This window comes from Phytomonospora sp. NPDC050363 (genome assembly GCF_040655735.1).
Lineage (GTDB): Bacteria > Actinomycetota > Actinomycetes > Mycobacteriales > Micromonosporaceae > Phytomonospora.
This window is the reverse complement of the sequence record NZ_JBFAKK010000025.1, coordinates 38,175-53,503: the sequence shown is the minus strand read 5'-3', so window position 1 is coordinate 53,503 and position 15,329 is coordinate 38,175. Positions and strand designations below refer to the sequence as shown.

The following is a 15,329-nucleotide window of genomic DNA, read 5'->3' as shown; positions in this document are numbered from 1 at the left end:
GGGGTGGGTCGGCCGCCCGCTGTCCCCCGTCCCGTCCTGTCGGTGTCGGGGCTCCCGTCTGTGTTCCGCCCCCCCCCTTACCGGCGGGGGCGCCCCGTGGGCCCCCCCCGCTTCTCGTGGTGATGTTTCACGTGAAACATCGAAAAGTCGGAGGTGTCCGGCTCAGTCGTTCCACCGGAAGTACCAGGCCTTGCTCTTGACCATGTGCACCGCGAGGTCGTCGAGGGTCGGCACGCCCGCCGCCAGCAGATCCGGGCAGTAGGCGTAGACCTCCTGCGCCAGGTCGACGGCGTCGGCGGTATCGGTCGGCGGCTCGGCGACGTAGAGCTCCAGCACGTCCCACGACATCGCGACGACCTCGACGTCGACGCGCTCGTCCCACCGGCGCAGGACCGCGGCGTGCTCGGCGCCGAAGATCTCCCAGTTCGTCGATCCGGCCCACGGCAGCAGCGCCGGGACCTGCCAGCCGTGCTCGGCCTGCACCAGGCCCAGCAGCCCGGACGTCTTGGCGATGGTGAAGGTCGAGTCGCCGCGGGTGGGGAGGGTCGCCACACCGCGCGGGGGCTCACCGGCCTCGGCGGCCTTCGTGCGCAGCAGCTCCTCGACGTCGACCTCGGCGAGGCGGGCGAGCTCGTCGTCGCCTTCGTGGAGGACGCTCTCGGCGTCGTCGAGCCAGCCGTCGGCGGGTCCGAGGAGGACGGGCAGCCAGCCGGTGCGGTCGTGGACGCGGCGGATCTCCAGCCACCAGCCGAGGGCCTCGTGGTCGGCGACGGGGAAGGCCCACAGTCTCGCCGAGCCGCGTGTGGTCACCAGTTGCATGTGCGGGACGGCCACACCGGCTGAGCGCAGGGCGGCGCGCGGGGAGCCGGAGGCGTCGACGGGCAGGTCTTCGACGACCGCCTCGGCCTCGCCGGGCTCCGGCTCGGGCGCGGCGGGCGGGTCGATGCTGAGGAGTTCACGGCGGGGGCGCGAGGGCGTGAACAAGTCGGGGAACTCCGGCGCACGGGACGTGGGGCGTGGGATGTCCTCGACGGGAGGGGGCGGGGTCACCGGCTCCTCGGACATGCCTCCGCGGAACGGCAGGACCGTCGCCAGTGGGGCGTCGTCGGTATCCGTCGAGGACGCGGTCACGATGGGCACCGGCTGCTCCGCTTCGTTCTCGGGTTCGTCGTCACCCGGGGAGTCGGGCGGCTCGGCGACGGTGGCGGGAGAGTCGCCGACGTCGGCGGGTGGAGTCTCGGCGGCCTGTTCGGGTCCGGATTCCGGCTCGGGCTCCGCGGCGGGCTCGGGCAGTGGCGCGGCGTCACCGAGCACACCGCCGTCCGACCCCGGCCGGGCCGTGGTTTCGTCTGGGCTCGCCTCGACCCCGCCGGTCGCGTCGGCGTCGTCCGCCGACTCGTCCGCCGGACGCCCGAAAAGCCGCTGAAGGAGTCCCACAATGTCGAATCTTGCCCGCTTGGTACGACAACAGCAACATGGGGCTCGCATATGGACACGGATATCCCCGTTGCGCCATAAAGCTTCTCATGTTTCTGCGAGACTGACTCACATGCTCACCGTCGGAACGGTCGTCCTGGGCGTCGAAGACGTCCCGCGCGCGGCCGCGTTCTGGTGCGCGGCCCTCAACCTCGTTCCCCGTGACGTCGTTGACGGCGACTTCGCCGTCCTCGTCCCCGGAACCGGGCACGGCACCTCGATCGCCCTCGGCCGCTCGGCCACGCCGGTCCAGAAGCATCCCCGGGTCCACCTCGACCTCTACTCCGAGGACCCGGCCGCCGACATCGAGCACCTGCTCGGCCTCGGCGCCACCCGCGTCGCCGACTGGGACCTGTACCCGGCCGACCCCGACTTCACGGTGCTGGCCGACACCGAGGGCAACCGCTTCTGCGTCATCGACAAGAGCTGACGCACTCCACCGGCCCTTCCGACGCGCGGGCGCTCAGCGCCCCGGTCACCATCCCCAGGACCATGCCGCCGGCGAGTGCGACGGCGGCGAGTCTGAGCAGACGCTTCCAGGTCATCACGATCCCCCTCCGCTCGCGGGACTCGGGAAACCCACGAACGACGACAAACTATATGAAACGCCCCATGATCGCCGAACATCGGCCAGTTGATCACTGTCCTCGATTGCCCGGAACCGGCCCGCGCGGACGTGCTTTCGCGCCACAGTGGCCTCATGACGAGCACCGAGACCAACTCCCCGGCCGCCCTGACGCCCGATGAGCTCGGCCGTGTCGAAAGGCTGTGGCGCGCGGCGAACTACCTGACCGTCGGCCAGATCTACCTCCTCGACAACCCCCTGCTGCGCCAACCGCTGCGGCCGGAGCACATCAAGCCGCGCCTGCTCGGCCACTGGGGCACCTCACCGGGCCTCAACCTCCTCTACGCCCACCTCAACCGCCTCATCCGGGCCCGCGACCTCAACGCGATCTACATCGCCGGTCCCGGGCACGGCGGGCCGGCGCTGGTGGCCAACACCTGGCTGGAGGGCACCTACACCGAGCGGTATCCCCTGATCACCCGCGACGGCGAGGGCATGCGCCGGCTCTTTCGCCAGTTCTCCTTCCCCGGCGGTATTCCCAGCCACGTCGCGCCGGAGGTCCCCGGCTCCATCCACGAGGGCGGCGAACTCGGCTACTCCCTCGCGCACGCCTACGGTGCCGTCTACGACAACCCCGACCTGCTGGCGCTGTGCGTCGTCGGCGACGGCGAGGCCGAGACCGGTCCGCTCGCGGCGAGCTGGCTGTCCAATGTGGTCCTCAATCCGGCGCGTGACGGCGCGGTGCTGCCGGTGCTGCACCTCAACGGATACAAGATCGCCAACCCGACCTTCCTGGCGCGCATCCCCGAGCCCGATCTGCTGAGCATGATGCGCGGCTACGGATACGAGCCGCACGTCGTGCACGCCCGGCCCGGCGACGACCACGCGCAGGTGCACCGCCGGCTGGCGTCGGTGATGGACCTGTGCCTCGACCACATCAGCGTGATCCAGCATCATGCGCGGACGACGTCGCGCCCTACGCGCCCGCGCTGGCCGATGATCGTGCTGCGCACACCGAAAGGCTGGACCGGGCCGTCGCAAGTGGACGGCGTTCAGGTGGAGGGCACCTACCGCGCCCACCAGGTGCCCCTCTCAGGCGTCCGCGACAATCCTGCGCACCTGGAGATGCTGGAGCGGTGGATGCGCTCTTACCGGCCCGATGAGCTGTTCGGCGCCGACGGCGCGCCGGTCGAGGAGATCAGTCTGGCCACACCCGAAGGCGACCGGCGGATGAGCGCCAACCCGCACGCCAACGGCGGGGAGCTGCTCAAGCCGCTGATGCTCCCCGACCACCGGGCCTTCGGCGTCGAGTGCCCCTCGCCGGGTTCGGCGATGGAGGAGTCGACGCGCGTGCTCGGCCGCTGGCTGCGGGATGTCATGCGCGCCAACGACGATCGCTTCCGGCTGTTCGGTCCCGACGAGGTCGCCTCGAACCGCTTGGACGCGGTCTTCGAGGTCACCGACCGGGTCTTCGTCGCCGACATCGAAGGCACCGACGACCATCTGGCACCTGACGGCCGCGTCATGGAGGTCCTCTCCGAGCACCTGTGCCAGGGCTGGCTGGAGGGATACCTCCTCACCGGCAGACACGGCCTGTTCACCTCCTACGAGGCCTTCATCCACATCATCGACTCGATGTTCAACCAGCACGCCAAATGGCTCAAGACCACAAGGGACATCCCCTGGCGGCGGCCGATCGCGTCGCTGAACTACCTGCTGTCGAGTCACGTGTGGCGCCAAGACCACAACGGCTTCTCCCACCAAGACCCCGGCTTCATCGACCACGTCGTCAACAAGAAAGCCGAGATCATCCGCGTCTACCTGCCACCCGACGTCAACACGCTGCTGTCGACGATGAACCACTGTCTGGGCAGTCAGCACTACGTCAACGTCGTGGTGGCCGGCAAGCAGCCGCAGCCGGTGTGGTTGTCGATGGCCGAGGCCGACGCGCACTGCCGTCGCGGGATCGGGATCTGGGACTGGGCGAGCAACGACGACGGCGACCCCGACGTCGTCATGGCCTGCGCCGGCGACGTTCCGACGCTGGAGACGATCGCCGCGGTCGACCTGATCCGCCGCCACATGCCCGGCCTGAAAGTCCGCGTCGTCAACGTCGTCGACCTCATGCGCCTCCAGGACGAAAAGGAGCACCCGCACGGTCTGTCCCCACGGGAGTTCGACGCCCTGTTCACCACCGACAAGACCGTCATCTTCGCCTACCACGGCTATCCGTGGCTGATCCACCGTTTGACCTACCAGCGCACCAACCACGACAACATTCACGTCCGCGGCTACAAAGAAGAAGGCACCACCACCACACCCTTCGACATGGTCATGCTCAACGACCTCGACCGCTTCCACCTCGTCATGGACGTCATCGACCACGTTCCGGGTCTGGCGGTCAAGGAGGCGGCACTGCGGCAGCGGATGTTCGACGAGCGGCAGCGCGCGAGGGACTACACGCGCGCTCACGGGGAGGACGCTCCGGAGATCAGCGACTGGGTCTGGCCCGACTCGCCCGTCTGAGACGGGCTCGCTCGTCTGGACCATCTCGCTGGTTCGGGACTGCCCTGCGGCTTAAGCGCGGTGTGGCCCCTCTACCCCGGCACGGTAGAGGGACCACACCTCCGCATCCCCGCCGAAAAGCGCGGGCACGGACCGCCATCGGCCGATGACGGGCGTAGTGGGCAGAGTCCTTGGGAAGCGTCCTCGGGTTGAGTTCGCATGAACACTTCCTGACTCAAAGAATCCCTCGATAACAGTGCAGCGGGGAGGCCCATTCGTCCTGAACACCTGGGCCGAATGTCTTGAGTGGACGCTGCGGCCGGTTGATCTTCACTCGCGGTGATCATCACGCCACTGGCATGATCTCCTCATTCTCCGTAACATCGAAGGGTGGCCGAGCACACACCGATCACCTCGCGCTGGCCAGGTCTCGACATCCCCCCGCTGGGCGAAGTCCAGCTAGACGCCCTCTTGGAGGAGCTGCTCACCCGCGTTCGCGACATCACCCTCGGACGCGAACGACTCGGCGGCCTGCTGGACGCCGTGGTCAGCATCGGCAGCGACCTGGAACTGCCCGCCGTGCTCGACCGGATCGTCACCGCGGCCTGCAAACTCGTCGACGCCAGATACGGGGCGCTCGGCGTCCTCGGCCACGACCGCCGGCTCGTCGCCTTCCACACCCACGGCATCGGCAAGGACAAGCGCGACGAGATCGGCGCGCTCCCATGCGGTCGGGGGATTCTCGGCCTTCTCATCGACGACCCTTCGCCGGTGCGCCTGGCCGACCTCGCCTCGCACCCGAAGTCGCACGGTTTTCCCGCCGGACATCCACCCATGCGCAGCTTCCTCGGTGTGCCCGTGAGCATCCGCGAACGCGACTTCGGGACTTTGTACCTCACCGAAAAGCTGAGTGCCGAGGAGTTCAGCGAGGACGACGAGCGCGTCGTCGTCGCGCTGGCCGCCGCGGCCGGCATCGCCATCGAGAACGCACGGCTCTACGACATCAGCCGCCGGCGCCTGCGCTGGCTGGAGGCCGCCGCCGAGATCACCGACGTCGTGATCGGCTCCATCGACCAGCAGGCCGCCCTGCGCCTGGTCGCCAAGCGCGCCATGGAGACCTCCAACGCCGAGGTCGCGATGGTCCTCGTCCGCGACCCCGGCGACATGAGCGAGGTCGTCGTCGAAGTGGCCCTCACCGCCGAGGGCGACCTCCCCATCGCCGGTGAGCGCGTGCCGCTGACCGACGACGCTCTCGGCGGCGTCATCATCAACCGGCGCCCGACCCAGGTCGAGGACCTCGGCAAGTCGGCGGCCTGGCCGCACCCGATCGAATGCGGCCGCGCGCTCCTGGTTCCCTTGGCCACCAGCGAGACCGCCTATGGCGCGCTGGTGGTCGGGACGGTCAGCTCGGTCTCGCTGAACTACTCCTCGGCCGAGATCGGGCTGCTGGAGTCCTTCGCGGGGCAGGCGGCGCTGGCCCTCGACCGCAGTCGCGCGCAGCTCGACCGGGCGCAGCTGGCGGTCTTCGAGGACCGCGACCGCATCGCCCGCGACCTGCACGACGTGGTGATCCAGCGGCTGTTCGCCACCGGCCTGCATCTCCAGAACGTCGTCAACATAACGACCCGGCCGGTGGTGGTCGAGCGCATCAACGCCGCCGTGGACGCCCTCGACGCGACGATCCGCGACATCCGGGCGAGCATCTACGCCCTGCACGGCGGCAGTGTCGGGGACCTGCGTCTCGGTGTGCACACCGCCGTCGAGGCGGCCTGCGACAGTCTCGGTTTCCGGCCGCATGTGACGCTGTTGGGGCCGGTCGACAGCGCCGTTCCGCCGGCGGTGCGGCCCGAGCTTCTGGCCGCGCTGCGCGAGGCGCTGTCGAACGTGACGCGCCACGCGCAGGCGTCCACAGTGGAGGTGGAGGTCGCCGCCGACGGCGAGTCCGTCGAACTGACGGTCGTCGACGACGGCTGCGGGCTGGGGGAGTCCAAGCCGCGCGGCGGGCTGCTGAACCTCGCCGCCAGGGCGCGCAAGCTCGGCGGGACCTTCACCCTGGACAGCGGCGAGGGCGCCGGGACCCGGCTGAACTGGCGTGTTCCCTTGCTCTGAGTCGTACCGCGGGTGACCCTTCGGGCGCGGAGTGTTAGATTCGCCGCAGCATCGCCGACGTGCCCGGCCGGTCCCGCGAGGGTCCGCGCCGGGGTGGGCGAGGGAGGGGTGCCCGGCCGGGTTCGGGAAGTGATCCGGCCGGGCACGAGCACCGCGAGGTGCCCGGGGCGTCCCTTGTGGACCGTGTGCCGGGGAGGACCGCGGGTCCTCCCCGCGCTCACGCCGTCGCGGCCTCGACGACGGCCGCGATGATCGGCCGGTTCTCCGGTGAGCCGCCGCCACCGCCGAAGACGAAGCGGTTGCGCAGGTAGCTGTAGGCCACACCGCTGGCGGGGTCGGCGAAGGACGTCGATCCGGTCGCGCCCGAATGGCCGAAGGCGTCGTCGCCCAGCGAACCGTACCGGCGCGAGGGGACCTCGAAGCCGAGCCCGAAGTGCCCGGACTGGCCGTCGACGAGGTCGACGCCCTCCATCGACACCCCGGCGAACTCGGCGACCGTCTCCGGGCGCAGTAGGGGATCGAGCCCGTCGACCCGGTGCAGCGTCGCCGCGTACATCTTCGCCAGGCCGCGCGCGTTGCCGACACCGCCGGAGGAGGCGGGGCCCAGCCGGCGCACCAGCGGGCTGTTGCCGAAGGCGACGCGGTCCACCGCTTCCCCGGAGTTGGCGTTGAACGCGATTCCCCGCAGGCTGTCGGGATCCAGCGGATGGGCCGCGAGTTCGGCGGCCTGCTCCGGGGTCGGGCGCATCGCCTCGACCGGCACGAAACGCGGTTCGAGGGCCTCGGGCAGGCCGAGGTGGTAGTCGAGTCCGTAGGGCACGCGGATCCGCTCGGAGTACAGCTCCTGGATCGACTTGCCGGTCACCCGCCGGACGACCTCGCCGGTCAGCGCGCCGATCACGAACCCGTGGTAGCCGTAAGCGGTTCCCGGTTCCCAGAAAGGTTTCTGGCCGGCGAGGCGCTCGGCGATCCGGCGGTCGTCGGCGAGTTCGTCGAAGGCGAAGCCACCGTCGACGCCGATGAGTCCGGCGCGATGGGCGATGAGCTCGCGGAAGGTGATCCGCTCCTTGCCCTCGGCGGCGAACTCCGGCCAATACCGCGCGACGGGAGCGTCGAGTGCGATGACGCCGTCCTGGACCAGTAGTGCGGCGACCAGGTGCGCGGCGCCCTTGGCCGAGGAGTAGTTGGGGAACAGGGAGTCTCCGTCGACGCCGGGTGGCCCGGTCCACAGGTCGACGACCGGTCTTCCCTTGGCGTACACCGACAGCTGTGCGCCGAGGCCCTCCTCGGCGGTGACCGCGGCGGTGAACTCGTCGCGGACCTTCTCGTAACCCGGTGAAACGTGGCCGTGTACTTCGGCGGTGGACATGGCGGCTCCTTGGCGCGTGCGGGTTTGCACGGGGAGGCAACCGGATTCGCCGGACGCGGATTCCGGGGTGTTCCGCAGGTCACCTGCGTACCGGTCCGCCTCAGCGCTTGCGGTTGCGCGCCATGTACATGCCCGCGAGCCATGCCACGAGGAGCAGGATCGCCAGGCAGCCGAACGCTTTAAGAACCACCGTCACTCCACGGTTTCAGGTCGGGACGCTTGGGATCGATCATGTCGCCCGAGGACTTCCCCGTCAATCGCCGCCGCACCCACGGCGCCAGGTGCGTGCGGGCCCAGGCGACGTCGGACTTGCGGGAGGTCAGCCAGGTCGCGCGCGGCAAGGGGTCGAGCGGCGCGTCCCAGGAGGCGTCGGGGTCGATCTTCAGCGCGGTCAGCACGTGCGCGGCGACCCGGCGGTGGCCGGCGTCGGACAGGTGCAGCCGGTCGATGCTCCACATGCGACGGTCGTGGAAGGCCTCGTCGTGGAAGAGGTCGATCAAGACCGCGTCGTGCCGCACGGCGACGCGGTGTGTGGCGTCGTTCAGGGCGCGCACGCGCTGCTGGATGAACCGCCGCGCGGGCAGGACGTGGCTGACGTCGGCGGCGGTGAACAGCACCACCGTCGAGCCGATCGCCGACAGCATCCGCACGACCTCGTGCAGTCGTGTGGCCAGCGTCACCGGGTTGAAGCCGCGCCGAAGCGCGTCGTTGCCGCCGGCCGCGAAGCTCACCAGCTCCGGCCCCGACCGCAGCGCCATCGGCACCTGCTCGTCGACGACCGCGTCGAACAACCGGCCGCGCACGGCGAGGTTGGCGTAGCGGAAGTCCGGATTGACCGAGGCCAGCCGCCCGGCGACCAGGTCCGCCCAGCCGCGATATGTACCGTCGGGCCGTCGATCGTCCATGCCCTCGGTGAAACTGTCACCGATCGCCACGAAGCTCGACCACTCGTCCCTCGCGCCCGACACCCGCCGCCTCCTCGCACTCGAACTCGCCGGTAGGTTGCCCAGTCTTGCACCCGTCCCGGCGCCATCGCCATGATCGAACCAAATCGTGATTTGGTGGCGCGCGCGTCATCAACGATGATGTGGGGGACACCTCACCCGACACGGAGGACGGCGATGCACGAGAGCTGGCCCGAAGAGGCCTCGGTGACCCACTTCCTCGGCAAGCCTCCTCGGCCGACGCGGATCACGATCGGGGCGGTGTCCTTCGGCGTCGCCGCGCTGCTCAACCTCGTCATCACCGGGATGTACACCACCGCCGGGGAGAGCGCGTCGGGCAACTGGCTGCTCAACCCGATCGACGGGCTCACCTCGATGCCGCCGCTGATCTTCGGTCTGGTGACCGTGGTGTGGCTGGGGCTGGTGGGCTTCTACGTGTGGCGCGGTGCCGGCTGGGTCCTGAAACCGGCGAAATGGACCGGTCTGGCCGGAGTCGTCTCCTGCGGGCTGCTCGGGATCCTCGCCATGCCGGGCATCTCGACGGTCACCAAGTCCGAGGGCCTGCTGACCTTCTACGCGATCCTCACGCTGCTCAACAGCGTGGCCTACGCCACCGCGGCGCTGGCGCTGGTCGGCCGCAACGCCGCCGACTACTTCCGCAAGCGCCCCGACGGCGGCGCCACCACCCCGGTGCCGCAGCAGATCCAGCACCCGCAGGACAACCACTTCGGGCAAATGGAACCGCCGAAGTTCGACCCGCCGCCCTTCGAGCCGCCCAAGTTCGGCGACCCGAGGTAGCAAGGCCGAAGGTCCCGCGCATCCGTGCCCTTGGGACCTTCCGGCGGCGCCCGGCGACGGTGAAGCTGTAGGGGACCATCGGCCGGAGGCCGGTGCCCGCCGACGTCCACAGTGGATGCCGAAGCGGTCGGGTGACCCGCGAGCAGGAGTCAGGTGCGGCGGCGAGGTATCTGCGGAACCGAGCTACACGTACGCCGGTCAAGGCGTCCAGCATCCGCGTCGCCAGGCGGGGTGGCCGAACACGCTGCCGCCGAGGCAGACCGACTGGATCATCGTGCGACCCCGGCGATCATCGCAGGGTGACCTCGACCAGCGTCGACTCGAGGCCGAGGCGATCCGCCCGACCGGGACCTCCTCGGCGAGCGCGATGAGGGCCACGCGCAGGGTCGGCGCGGGATCGTAGACCCACGATGGCCGCCGAGATCCTCGAGCCTGTAGAGGTAGCCCAGCGCGAGTCGCGCGGGATGGTCGAAGGCCGCCTCCCCGCCGGGCAGCGGCGCGTAGGCGAAGCGGCCGACGCGCATGAAGTCGGCGTATCCGGCGAGCAGGATCTCGCCGTCCCAGTAGGGCCCGTCGCCGCCGGGTCCGAGGGAGTCGTGGGCGACGCCGAGGAACGGGCCGGGAACGCGGTGCTCGCGCGCGGTCGCCACGACCTGGGCGTGCTGGCGCTGGACCGCTTGCGCGGCAGTCGATGGCGGGGTGGTGCGCCGGTGGCCACCGCCGGGACGCTGAACCCGGGCGGTGCCGTCGGGGTCGACGCGGATCACGGCGTCGTCGATGATCAGGCTCGGTCCGGAGGCGAACGTAAGCGGCCGTGCCAGCGCCGAGGTCAGCAAGTGCAGTACGGGGTGTGCGGCAGCTGCGTGCCCACTTCACCGACGCCGGGCGCGATCGAGCGGCGAAGTGCACTGTGGACTGTCGAGACGGGCGCGTCCACGGCGGTGACCCGGACCTGCTCGGCGCCGGTGAACCCGACCGGACCAACCGCCGCGCCCAGATCGGGCAGCAGTAAGGCCGGTGGCGGCGGATCCACCCCGCGCAACCGCGCCACCGCCGCCGGCGCTTCGGCGTCGGCGAACAGGTGATGGTCGCCCGCCGACTTCACGGCGACGACGCCGCCCGCCTCCCGTCGGCCACCCTCCTACCGCCCCCGCCCCCGCCCCCGCCCCCGCCCCCGCTACTCACCGCCCGCTACCGGCTACCGGCCACCGGCCACCCGCCTCCCGCCACTCACCGCCCACCACCTGCCGCCCGCCACCTGCCCCGCTGCGGGGGAGCGGGTGCGGGGTGGGGGTGGGCGCTCCTGTGGGGTAAGGCATGGGGGTGGCCGAGGGTCGTGACGCGTGTCATTCTGACCTGCGGAAGGTGTGCGCGGCCGCGCGCGTTGAGGCGGATACACGAGTGAAGGAGTCGGGCGATGACCGAGCCGAGGATCCGGATGCCGAGAGTCGCGGGAGCGGCCTACCAGGCGCTGGAGGAAGTCGAGCAGACCCTGCGAAAAATCGACACCCTCGACCACAAGCTCCGCGAACTGGTCAAGATCCGCGCCTCCCAGATCAACCAGTGCTCGGTGTGCCTCGACGTGCACATCCGCGAGATCCTCACCCTCGGCGAAGGCCCCGAGCGGATCTTCCAGCTCGACGTCTGGCGCGAGTCGCCCTACTTCACCGAGCCCGAGCGCGCCGCCCTCGGCCTCACCGAGGCCATCACCCGCCTGGGCGAGGACGGCGTCTCCGACGAGGTCTGGGCCGAGGCCGAGAAGCACTACGACGCCGAGGAACTGGGCAACCTCGTCATGACGATCTCGCTGATCAACGCCTTCAACCGCATCAGCGTCGCCGCGAAACAGCGGCCCCGCGTGCGCAAGTACTTCGACGCGCCGAGCTCCTGACCGCGCGGAGTTCCTGAGTCTTCTGTCCGCACAGAGGCGGCGGGGTGCCCGGCCGGCACCCCGCCGCCGCATTTTCGGCGTCCGGCGGTCCCAGCGCACGACGAAAGGTGCGGACCCCGCTTCCCGAGTGCGGGGCCCGCGATGCGTGTCGAGCACGCTGCATACGAACATATCGAACAGCAGTGGCATTGATGATCTTAACTGCGGCGTGTCGCCGGAGCGTCACTCGAACGGGCGACCCGCTCAGCGCGGCTCGCGACCGCTGGCCGCCAGCAGCCGCTCGAAGGGCGTGGCGTCGGCCGGAGCCTCGACGGCCTCGCCCAGCACGCTCATCTTGCGCGCCATCGGCGCGATGTCGTCGAGAAGACCGAGCAGGGCTGTGACCGCACCCGGGTCGGGCGTGAAGTCCTGGCCGGTCGCGCGGGCCAGGTCCCACGGGTGCACCGTCATGTCGAGCAAGCCCATCAGCCCGACCGTGCGCTGCGGCAGCCCCATGCCGGCCGACACGCCGTCGAGGGCGCCCGGCGCACCCCACGCCTCGGCGAGGCGCTCGGTCTCGGTGACCAGCTGCGCGCGCCAGTCGCCGGTGAGGCGGTCGGGGGTCTCGGAGAAGTCGGCGGCCGCGCCGCTCGCCAGCACCTGAAAGTTGGTGACCACCAGGAAGAGGTGGTTCAGCAGCTCCCGGACGTCGTACTCGGCGCAAGGAGTCGGGGCGCCGAGCCGGTCGTCGGGGATGCCCTCGAACACGGGCCGGGCGGCGGCGGAGGCGGCCTTCAGCAGGCCGCTGATGTCTTCGCTCATATGTTCCAGACTAGGCCCCGAAAGGCCGACGTGCTTTGAACAAACGCGACATAGGCTGGGGCGTCATGGCTGGTCCGCGCAAAGACACCCGTGGGATCGTCGCTCCCGGCGAGTTGATGGCCCGCGTCCGTTTCCGGCGCTTCGAGCCCGCGCGGCCGCTGCGCCGCTACGTCGACAACTACTGGTTCATCGACTGGGACCTCGACGAGCCCTACGAATCGCGCGTCGTGCCGCACCCGTCGGTCAACCTCGCCTTCGAACGCTTCGAGGGCGCCGCCGACTTCGGCGGTGTCAACGGGATCGAGCAGGACCTGTTCAGCATCAAGCTGTACGGCGTGGGCCGGGTGTGCGGGGCGAAGTTCCGGCCCGGCGGGTTTCGGCCCTTCCACGGGCAGGCCGCCGGCGCCCTCAACGACCGGCGGATCCCCCTCGACGAGGTCTTCCCCGGCACCGCCGACGCCACCGCCAAGGTGCTCGACCCACCCGAGGAGCTCGCACGCGTCGCGGCCTTCGACGAGCTGCTGCTCTCGCTGGCGCCGAAGACGCCCGACCCCTTGGCGGACAAGGCCATGGAGCTCATGGACCGGGTCCGCGTCGACCGTTCGGTGCAGCGCGTCGACGAGTTCGCCGCCCTCGCCGGCATGTCGGTGCGGGGCCTCCAGCGGCTGTTCGCCGACTACGTCGGCATCAGCCCCAAGTGGGCGATCATGAGGTACCGGATTCATGAGGCCGTCGAGCTGGCCGGCGCCGACGCCGACTGGGCACGGCTGGCCGCCGACCTCGGGTACAGCGACCAGGCGCACCTCGTCCGCGACTTCACCGCAACGCTCGGCGTGCCGCCGGCGGCGTTCGTGCGGGCGACGGCTACGACTCCGGTCTAACTCCCGGCGGCGCCGTCCGACCCAGGTCGCAGACCCGGTATCCACTCACGGCCCGATGCGCACGACGTCCGAAACGGACACCATCGGAACATGACGAGGACACTCCTGGCCGCGCTCGGCGCGGCGCTCATGTTTGCTGTTGCTGCACGCGCGTCGGCCGCGCCCGGGTTGGCCGCACTCGGGTCGGCTGCACTCGTGGCGGTTACGCGTGCCGTGCGCGGCAACGGCGGCGCCGCGGGAACCGCGCGCGGGCTCCCCCAACGCGCTCGCCGCCTTCACGACCGCCGTGGCCACGTCTCCGGCAACAGTCCCAGGGACGGCCCGGAAGGCCTCGACCGACACCGGTTCGGCCGCTTCGAGACTGCCGAACTCGCTGCGGCGACCCGCGCCGCCCACCGGTGGTGGTAACCGGGCACGCCAACGTCCGACACGGCGGTACCCGACCTCACGCGCAACGGTGTGGCCGGTGCCGGTGCCGGTGAGGGTGAGGGTGGGTACGCCGGCCGACCTCGGCCGCCTCCTCCGGGCGCCGTTCTCGGTTGAGCCTCCGGTGCGGCTCAAGGCCACCTTGCCCGCCGGGCGGACGGTGTGGTTCAAGACCCTCCACGCCGCCGAGCATCCAGCGCGGCCCGCCGCCCCAGCCGCCGTTGGAAACGATGTGAAGCCCGATGCCGTGTTCGGGCAGCAGGAAGGTGATGTCGTGGAAGCCGCCCAAACCGCCCCCAACCCGTTCCCTAAACCGCTCCGTCCCCCACCAGCGGCCCCAGGTACCCGCCGACCGCGCGCTTCAACTCCGCCACCATCGCCGGCCGCTCGCCCGGCCCGGCCGCCAGCACCATGCGCAGCAGGGCCGCGAAGATGCCCACCGCAACCTCCGCGCCGCGGCGCCGGCGGTCGGGCGCGAGCTGCGGCGCGCGGACGCCGAAGATGACATCAATGCGGACCAGCATCACCGCGTGCAGTGGCTTCTTCGCCTCCGACACCTGACTCGGCACGCCGGGATCGGCCAGGAGGGCCTGGAACCCGGGGTTGGCGAGGTTGAAGCTCACGATGGGGTCGACGATCCGGTCGAGCATCTCCGTCAGGGGGAGCCTGGCGACCTCGTCGGCGAAGGCCTCGCCGTGGGCGGCTTCGAGCAGCCGGATGTAGCGCTTGGCCAGCGCGCGGGCGATGTCGTCCTTGTTGGCGAAGAACTGGTACAGCGAACCCGGTGAGATCCCGGCCCGCGCGGCGATGGCGTTCGTGCTCGTCGCGGTGAAGCCGACCTCGCCGAAGCAGTCGGCGGCGGCGTCGAGGATCTGCGCGATGCGCAGCTCGCCGCGCACCTGCCGTTTGCGGTGGTCCTGGCGCCGTTCGGGGCGCCCTTCGGTCCTGGAGTCCATCGCGCTCCCGTCCAGCCCTCGCCGTGCCCGGATCCTACTCGCCGATCAGCGCGCGCCGAAGGCCTCGGCGACGGCCAGGGAGTCCTCGTACACGTGGTACCGCACGATGCGCCCCTCCTCGACGGTGAAGTGCAGCGCGACCCGCGCGGTGTAGGCGCGGCCGGTTGGGCGCGCGGTCTGCTCGATCACACCGAGGACGACGGCGTCGGCACCGTCGACGAGCACCCGCAGCCCGGAGAAGCCGGCCTTCTCGGGGATGTGGTGCTCGGCGATCGAGATGAAGTGCGCGGCGACCTCGGAGGCCTTCGAGCGGGATCTGATCCACGGCGTCTCGGCGAACGGACGCTCGGGCCAGTTCAGCTTCCAGTCGACCTCGTCGGCGAAGAGGGCGGCGATGCCTTCGGCGTCGCCGGTGGCGGTGTTGGCGAGGAACTGGTCGATGACGGCGCGGGTGTCGCTGATCTTGGTCATGCCCCGAGGCTAGCCGGGCTCCCCTGACACCTTCCGTCAGTGGAGCGGGATCTCAGCGTCGTCTCAGCCACACCCGCGAAAAATACGAGCGACTACTCGCATTCTGCTAATGCGAGCCGGTGCTCGCATTCTACTCT

Annotated in this window: 15 protein-coding genes; 6 read left to right on the top strand and 9 right to left on the bottom strand. The window is 70.5% G+C overall.

Going from position 1 to position 15,329, the window contains the following annotated elements; translation table 11 throughout:
* Positions 1-162: 162 nt before the first annotated feature.
* On the bottom strand, positions 163-1,437 hold the full coding sequence (locus tag AB0I28_RS38000) for a DUF4253 domain-containing protein (RefSeq protein WP_357500977.1): 1,275 nt from the start codon (positions 1,435-1,437) through the stop codon (positions 163-165).
* Between the two features lie 112 nt (positions 1,438-1,549).
* On the opposite strand from AB0I28_RS38000, the gene AB0I28_RS37995 reads away from it, so the two are divergent.
* Positions 1,550-1,906 carry a VOC family protein gene (locus tag AB0I28_RS37995; protein WP_357500976.1) on the top strand — a complete coding sequence of 119 codons (357 nt, stop codon included), beginning with the start codon at positions 1,550-1,552 and terminating at the stop codon, positions 1,904-1,906.
* On the opposite strand, the gene AB0I28_RS37990 is transcribed toward AB0I28_RS37995, so the two are convergent.
* Positions 1,890-2,021 (bottom strand): hypothetical protein, encoded by a 132-nt coding sequence (locus AB0I28_RS37990; RefSeq protein WP_357500975.1) that lies wholly within the window; start codon positions 2,019-2,021, stop codon positions 1,890-1,892. The genes AB0I28_RS37995 and AB0I28_RS37990 overlap by 17 nt on opposite strands.
* Before the next feature lie 155 nt (positions 2,022-2,176).
* On the opposite strand from AB0I28_RS37990, the gene AB0I28_RS37985 reads away from it, so the two are divergent.
* Positions 2,177-4,567: a phosphoketolase family protein gene (locus tag AB0I28_RS37985; protein WP_357500974.1), complete on the top strand. Its 2,391-nt coding sequence runs from the start codon at positions 2,177-2,179 to the stop codon at positions 4,565-4,567.
* 369 nt (positions 4,568-4,936) lie between these two features.
* Positions 4,937-6,655, top strand: coding sequence for a GAF domain-containing sensor histidine kinase (locus AB0I28_RS37980; protein ID WP_357500973.1), 1,719 nt, complete (start codon positions 4,937-4,939; stop codon positions 6,653-6,655).
* A 217-nt stretch (positions 6,656-6,872) separates the two neighbouring features.
* Here the strand turns inward: AB0I28_RS37980 and AB0I28_RS37975 are convergent, their stop codons facing one another.
* Both AB0I28_RS37975 and AB0I28_RS37970 read right to left on the bottom strand, forming a co-directional pair.
* The gene (locus AB0I28_RS37975; RefSeq protein ID WP_357500972.1) at positions 6,873-8,024 is read right to left on the bottom strand and encodes a serine hydrolase domain-containing protein; all 1,152 of its coding nucleotides are present in this window, start codon (positions 8,022-8,024) and stop codon (positions 6,873-6,875) included.
* Between the two features lie 179 nt (positions 8,025-8,203).
* A complete protein-coding gene (locus tag AB0I28_RS37970; protein ID WP_357500971.1) occupies positions 8,204-8,992 on the bottom strand; it encodes an SGNH/GDSL hydrolase family protein in 789 nt (262 codons plus the stop codon).
* A gap of 153 nt (positions 8,993-9,145) precedes the next feature.
* Here AB0I28_RS37970 and AB0I28_RS37965 point away from each other — a divergent pair, with 153 nt between their 5' ends.
* Positions 9,146-9,766, top strand: a complete 621-nt coding sequence (locus tag AB0I28_RS37965) for a hypothetical protein (protein ID WP_357500970.1) — start codon at positions 9,146-9,148, stop codon at positions 9,764-9,766.
* Positions 9,767-10,035: 269 nt separating this feature from the next.
* On the opposite strand, the gene AB0I28_RS37960 is transcribed toward AB0I28_RS37965, so the two are convergent.
* Together AB0I28_RS37960 and AB0I28_RS37955 are read right to left on the bottom strand one after the other, a co-directional pair.
* Positions 10,036-10,602: a hypothetical protein gene (locus AB0I28_RS37960; RefSeq protein WP_357500969.1), complete on the bottom strand. Its 567-nt coding sequence runs from the start codon at positions 10,600-10,602 to the stop codon at positions 10,036-10,038.
* The gene (locus AB0I28_RS37955; protein WP_357500968.1) at positions 10,596-10,871 is read right to left on the bottom strand and encodes a hypothetical protein; all 276 of its coding nucleotides are present in this window, start codon (positions 10,869-10,871) and stop codon (positions 10,596-10,598) included. The genes AB0I28_RS37960 and AB0I28_RS37955 overlap by 7 nt, the downstream gene beginning before the upstream one ends.
* Before the next feature lie 312 nt (positions 10,872-11,183).
* Here AB0I28_RS37955 and AB0I28_RS37950 point away from each other — a divergent pair, with 312 nt between their 5' ends.
* Positions 11,184-11,657, top strand: coding sequence for a carboxymuconolactone decarboxylase family protein (locus AB0I28_RS37950; RefSeq protein ID WP_357500967.1), 474 nt, complete (start codon positions 11,184-11,186; stop codon positions 11,655-11,657).
* A 243-nt stretch (positions 11,658-11,900) separates the two neighbouring features.
* On the opposite strand, the gene AB0I28_RS37945 is transcribed toward AB0I28_RS37950, so the two are convergent.
* Entirely contained in the window at positions 11,901-12,458 is a 558-nt protein-coding gene (locus tag AB0I28_RS37945; protein ID WP_357500966.1) for a TIGR03086 family metal-binding protein, read from the bottom strand.
* Between the two features lie 65 nt (positions 12,459-12,523).
* Here AB0I28_RS37945 and AB0I28_RS37940 point away from each other — a divergent pair, with 65 nt between their 5' ends.
* On the top strand, positions 12,524-13,339 hold the full coding sequence (locus AB0I28_RS37940; RefSeq protein WP_357500965.1) for an AraC family transcriptional regulator: 816 nt from the start codon (positions 12,524-12,526) through the stop codon (positions 13,337-13,339).
* A 734-nt stretch (positions 13,340-14,073) separates the two neighbouring features.
* Here the strand turns inward: AB0I28_RS37940 and AB0I28_RS37935 are convergent.
* The gene (locus AB0I28_RS37935) at positions 14,074-14,721 is read right to left on the bottom strand and encodes a TetR/AcrR family transcriptional regulator (protein ID WP_357500964.1); all 648 of its coding nucleotides are present in this window, start codon (positions 14,719-14,721) and stop codon (positions 14,074-14,076) included.
* Positions 14,722-14,766: 45 nt separating this feature from the next.
* The gene (locus AB0I28_RS37930) at positions 14,767-15,192 is read right to left on the bottom strand and encodes a nuclear transport factor 2 family protein (protein WP_357500963.1); all 426 of its coding nucleotides are present in this window, start codon (positions 15,190-15,192) and stop codon (positions 14,767-14,769) included.
* Between the last annotated feature and the right edge of the window lie 137 nt (positions 15,193-15,329).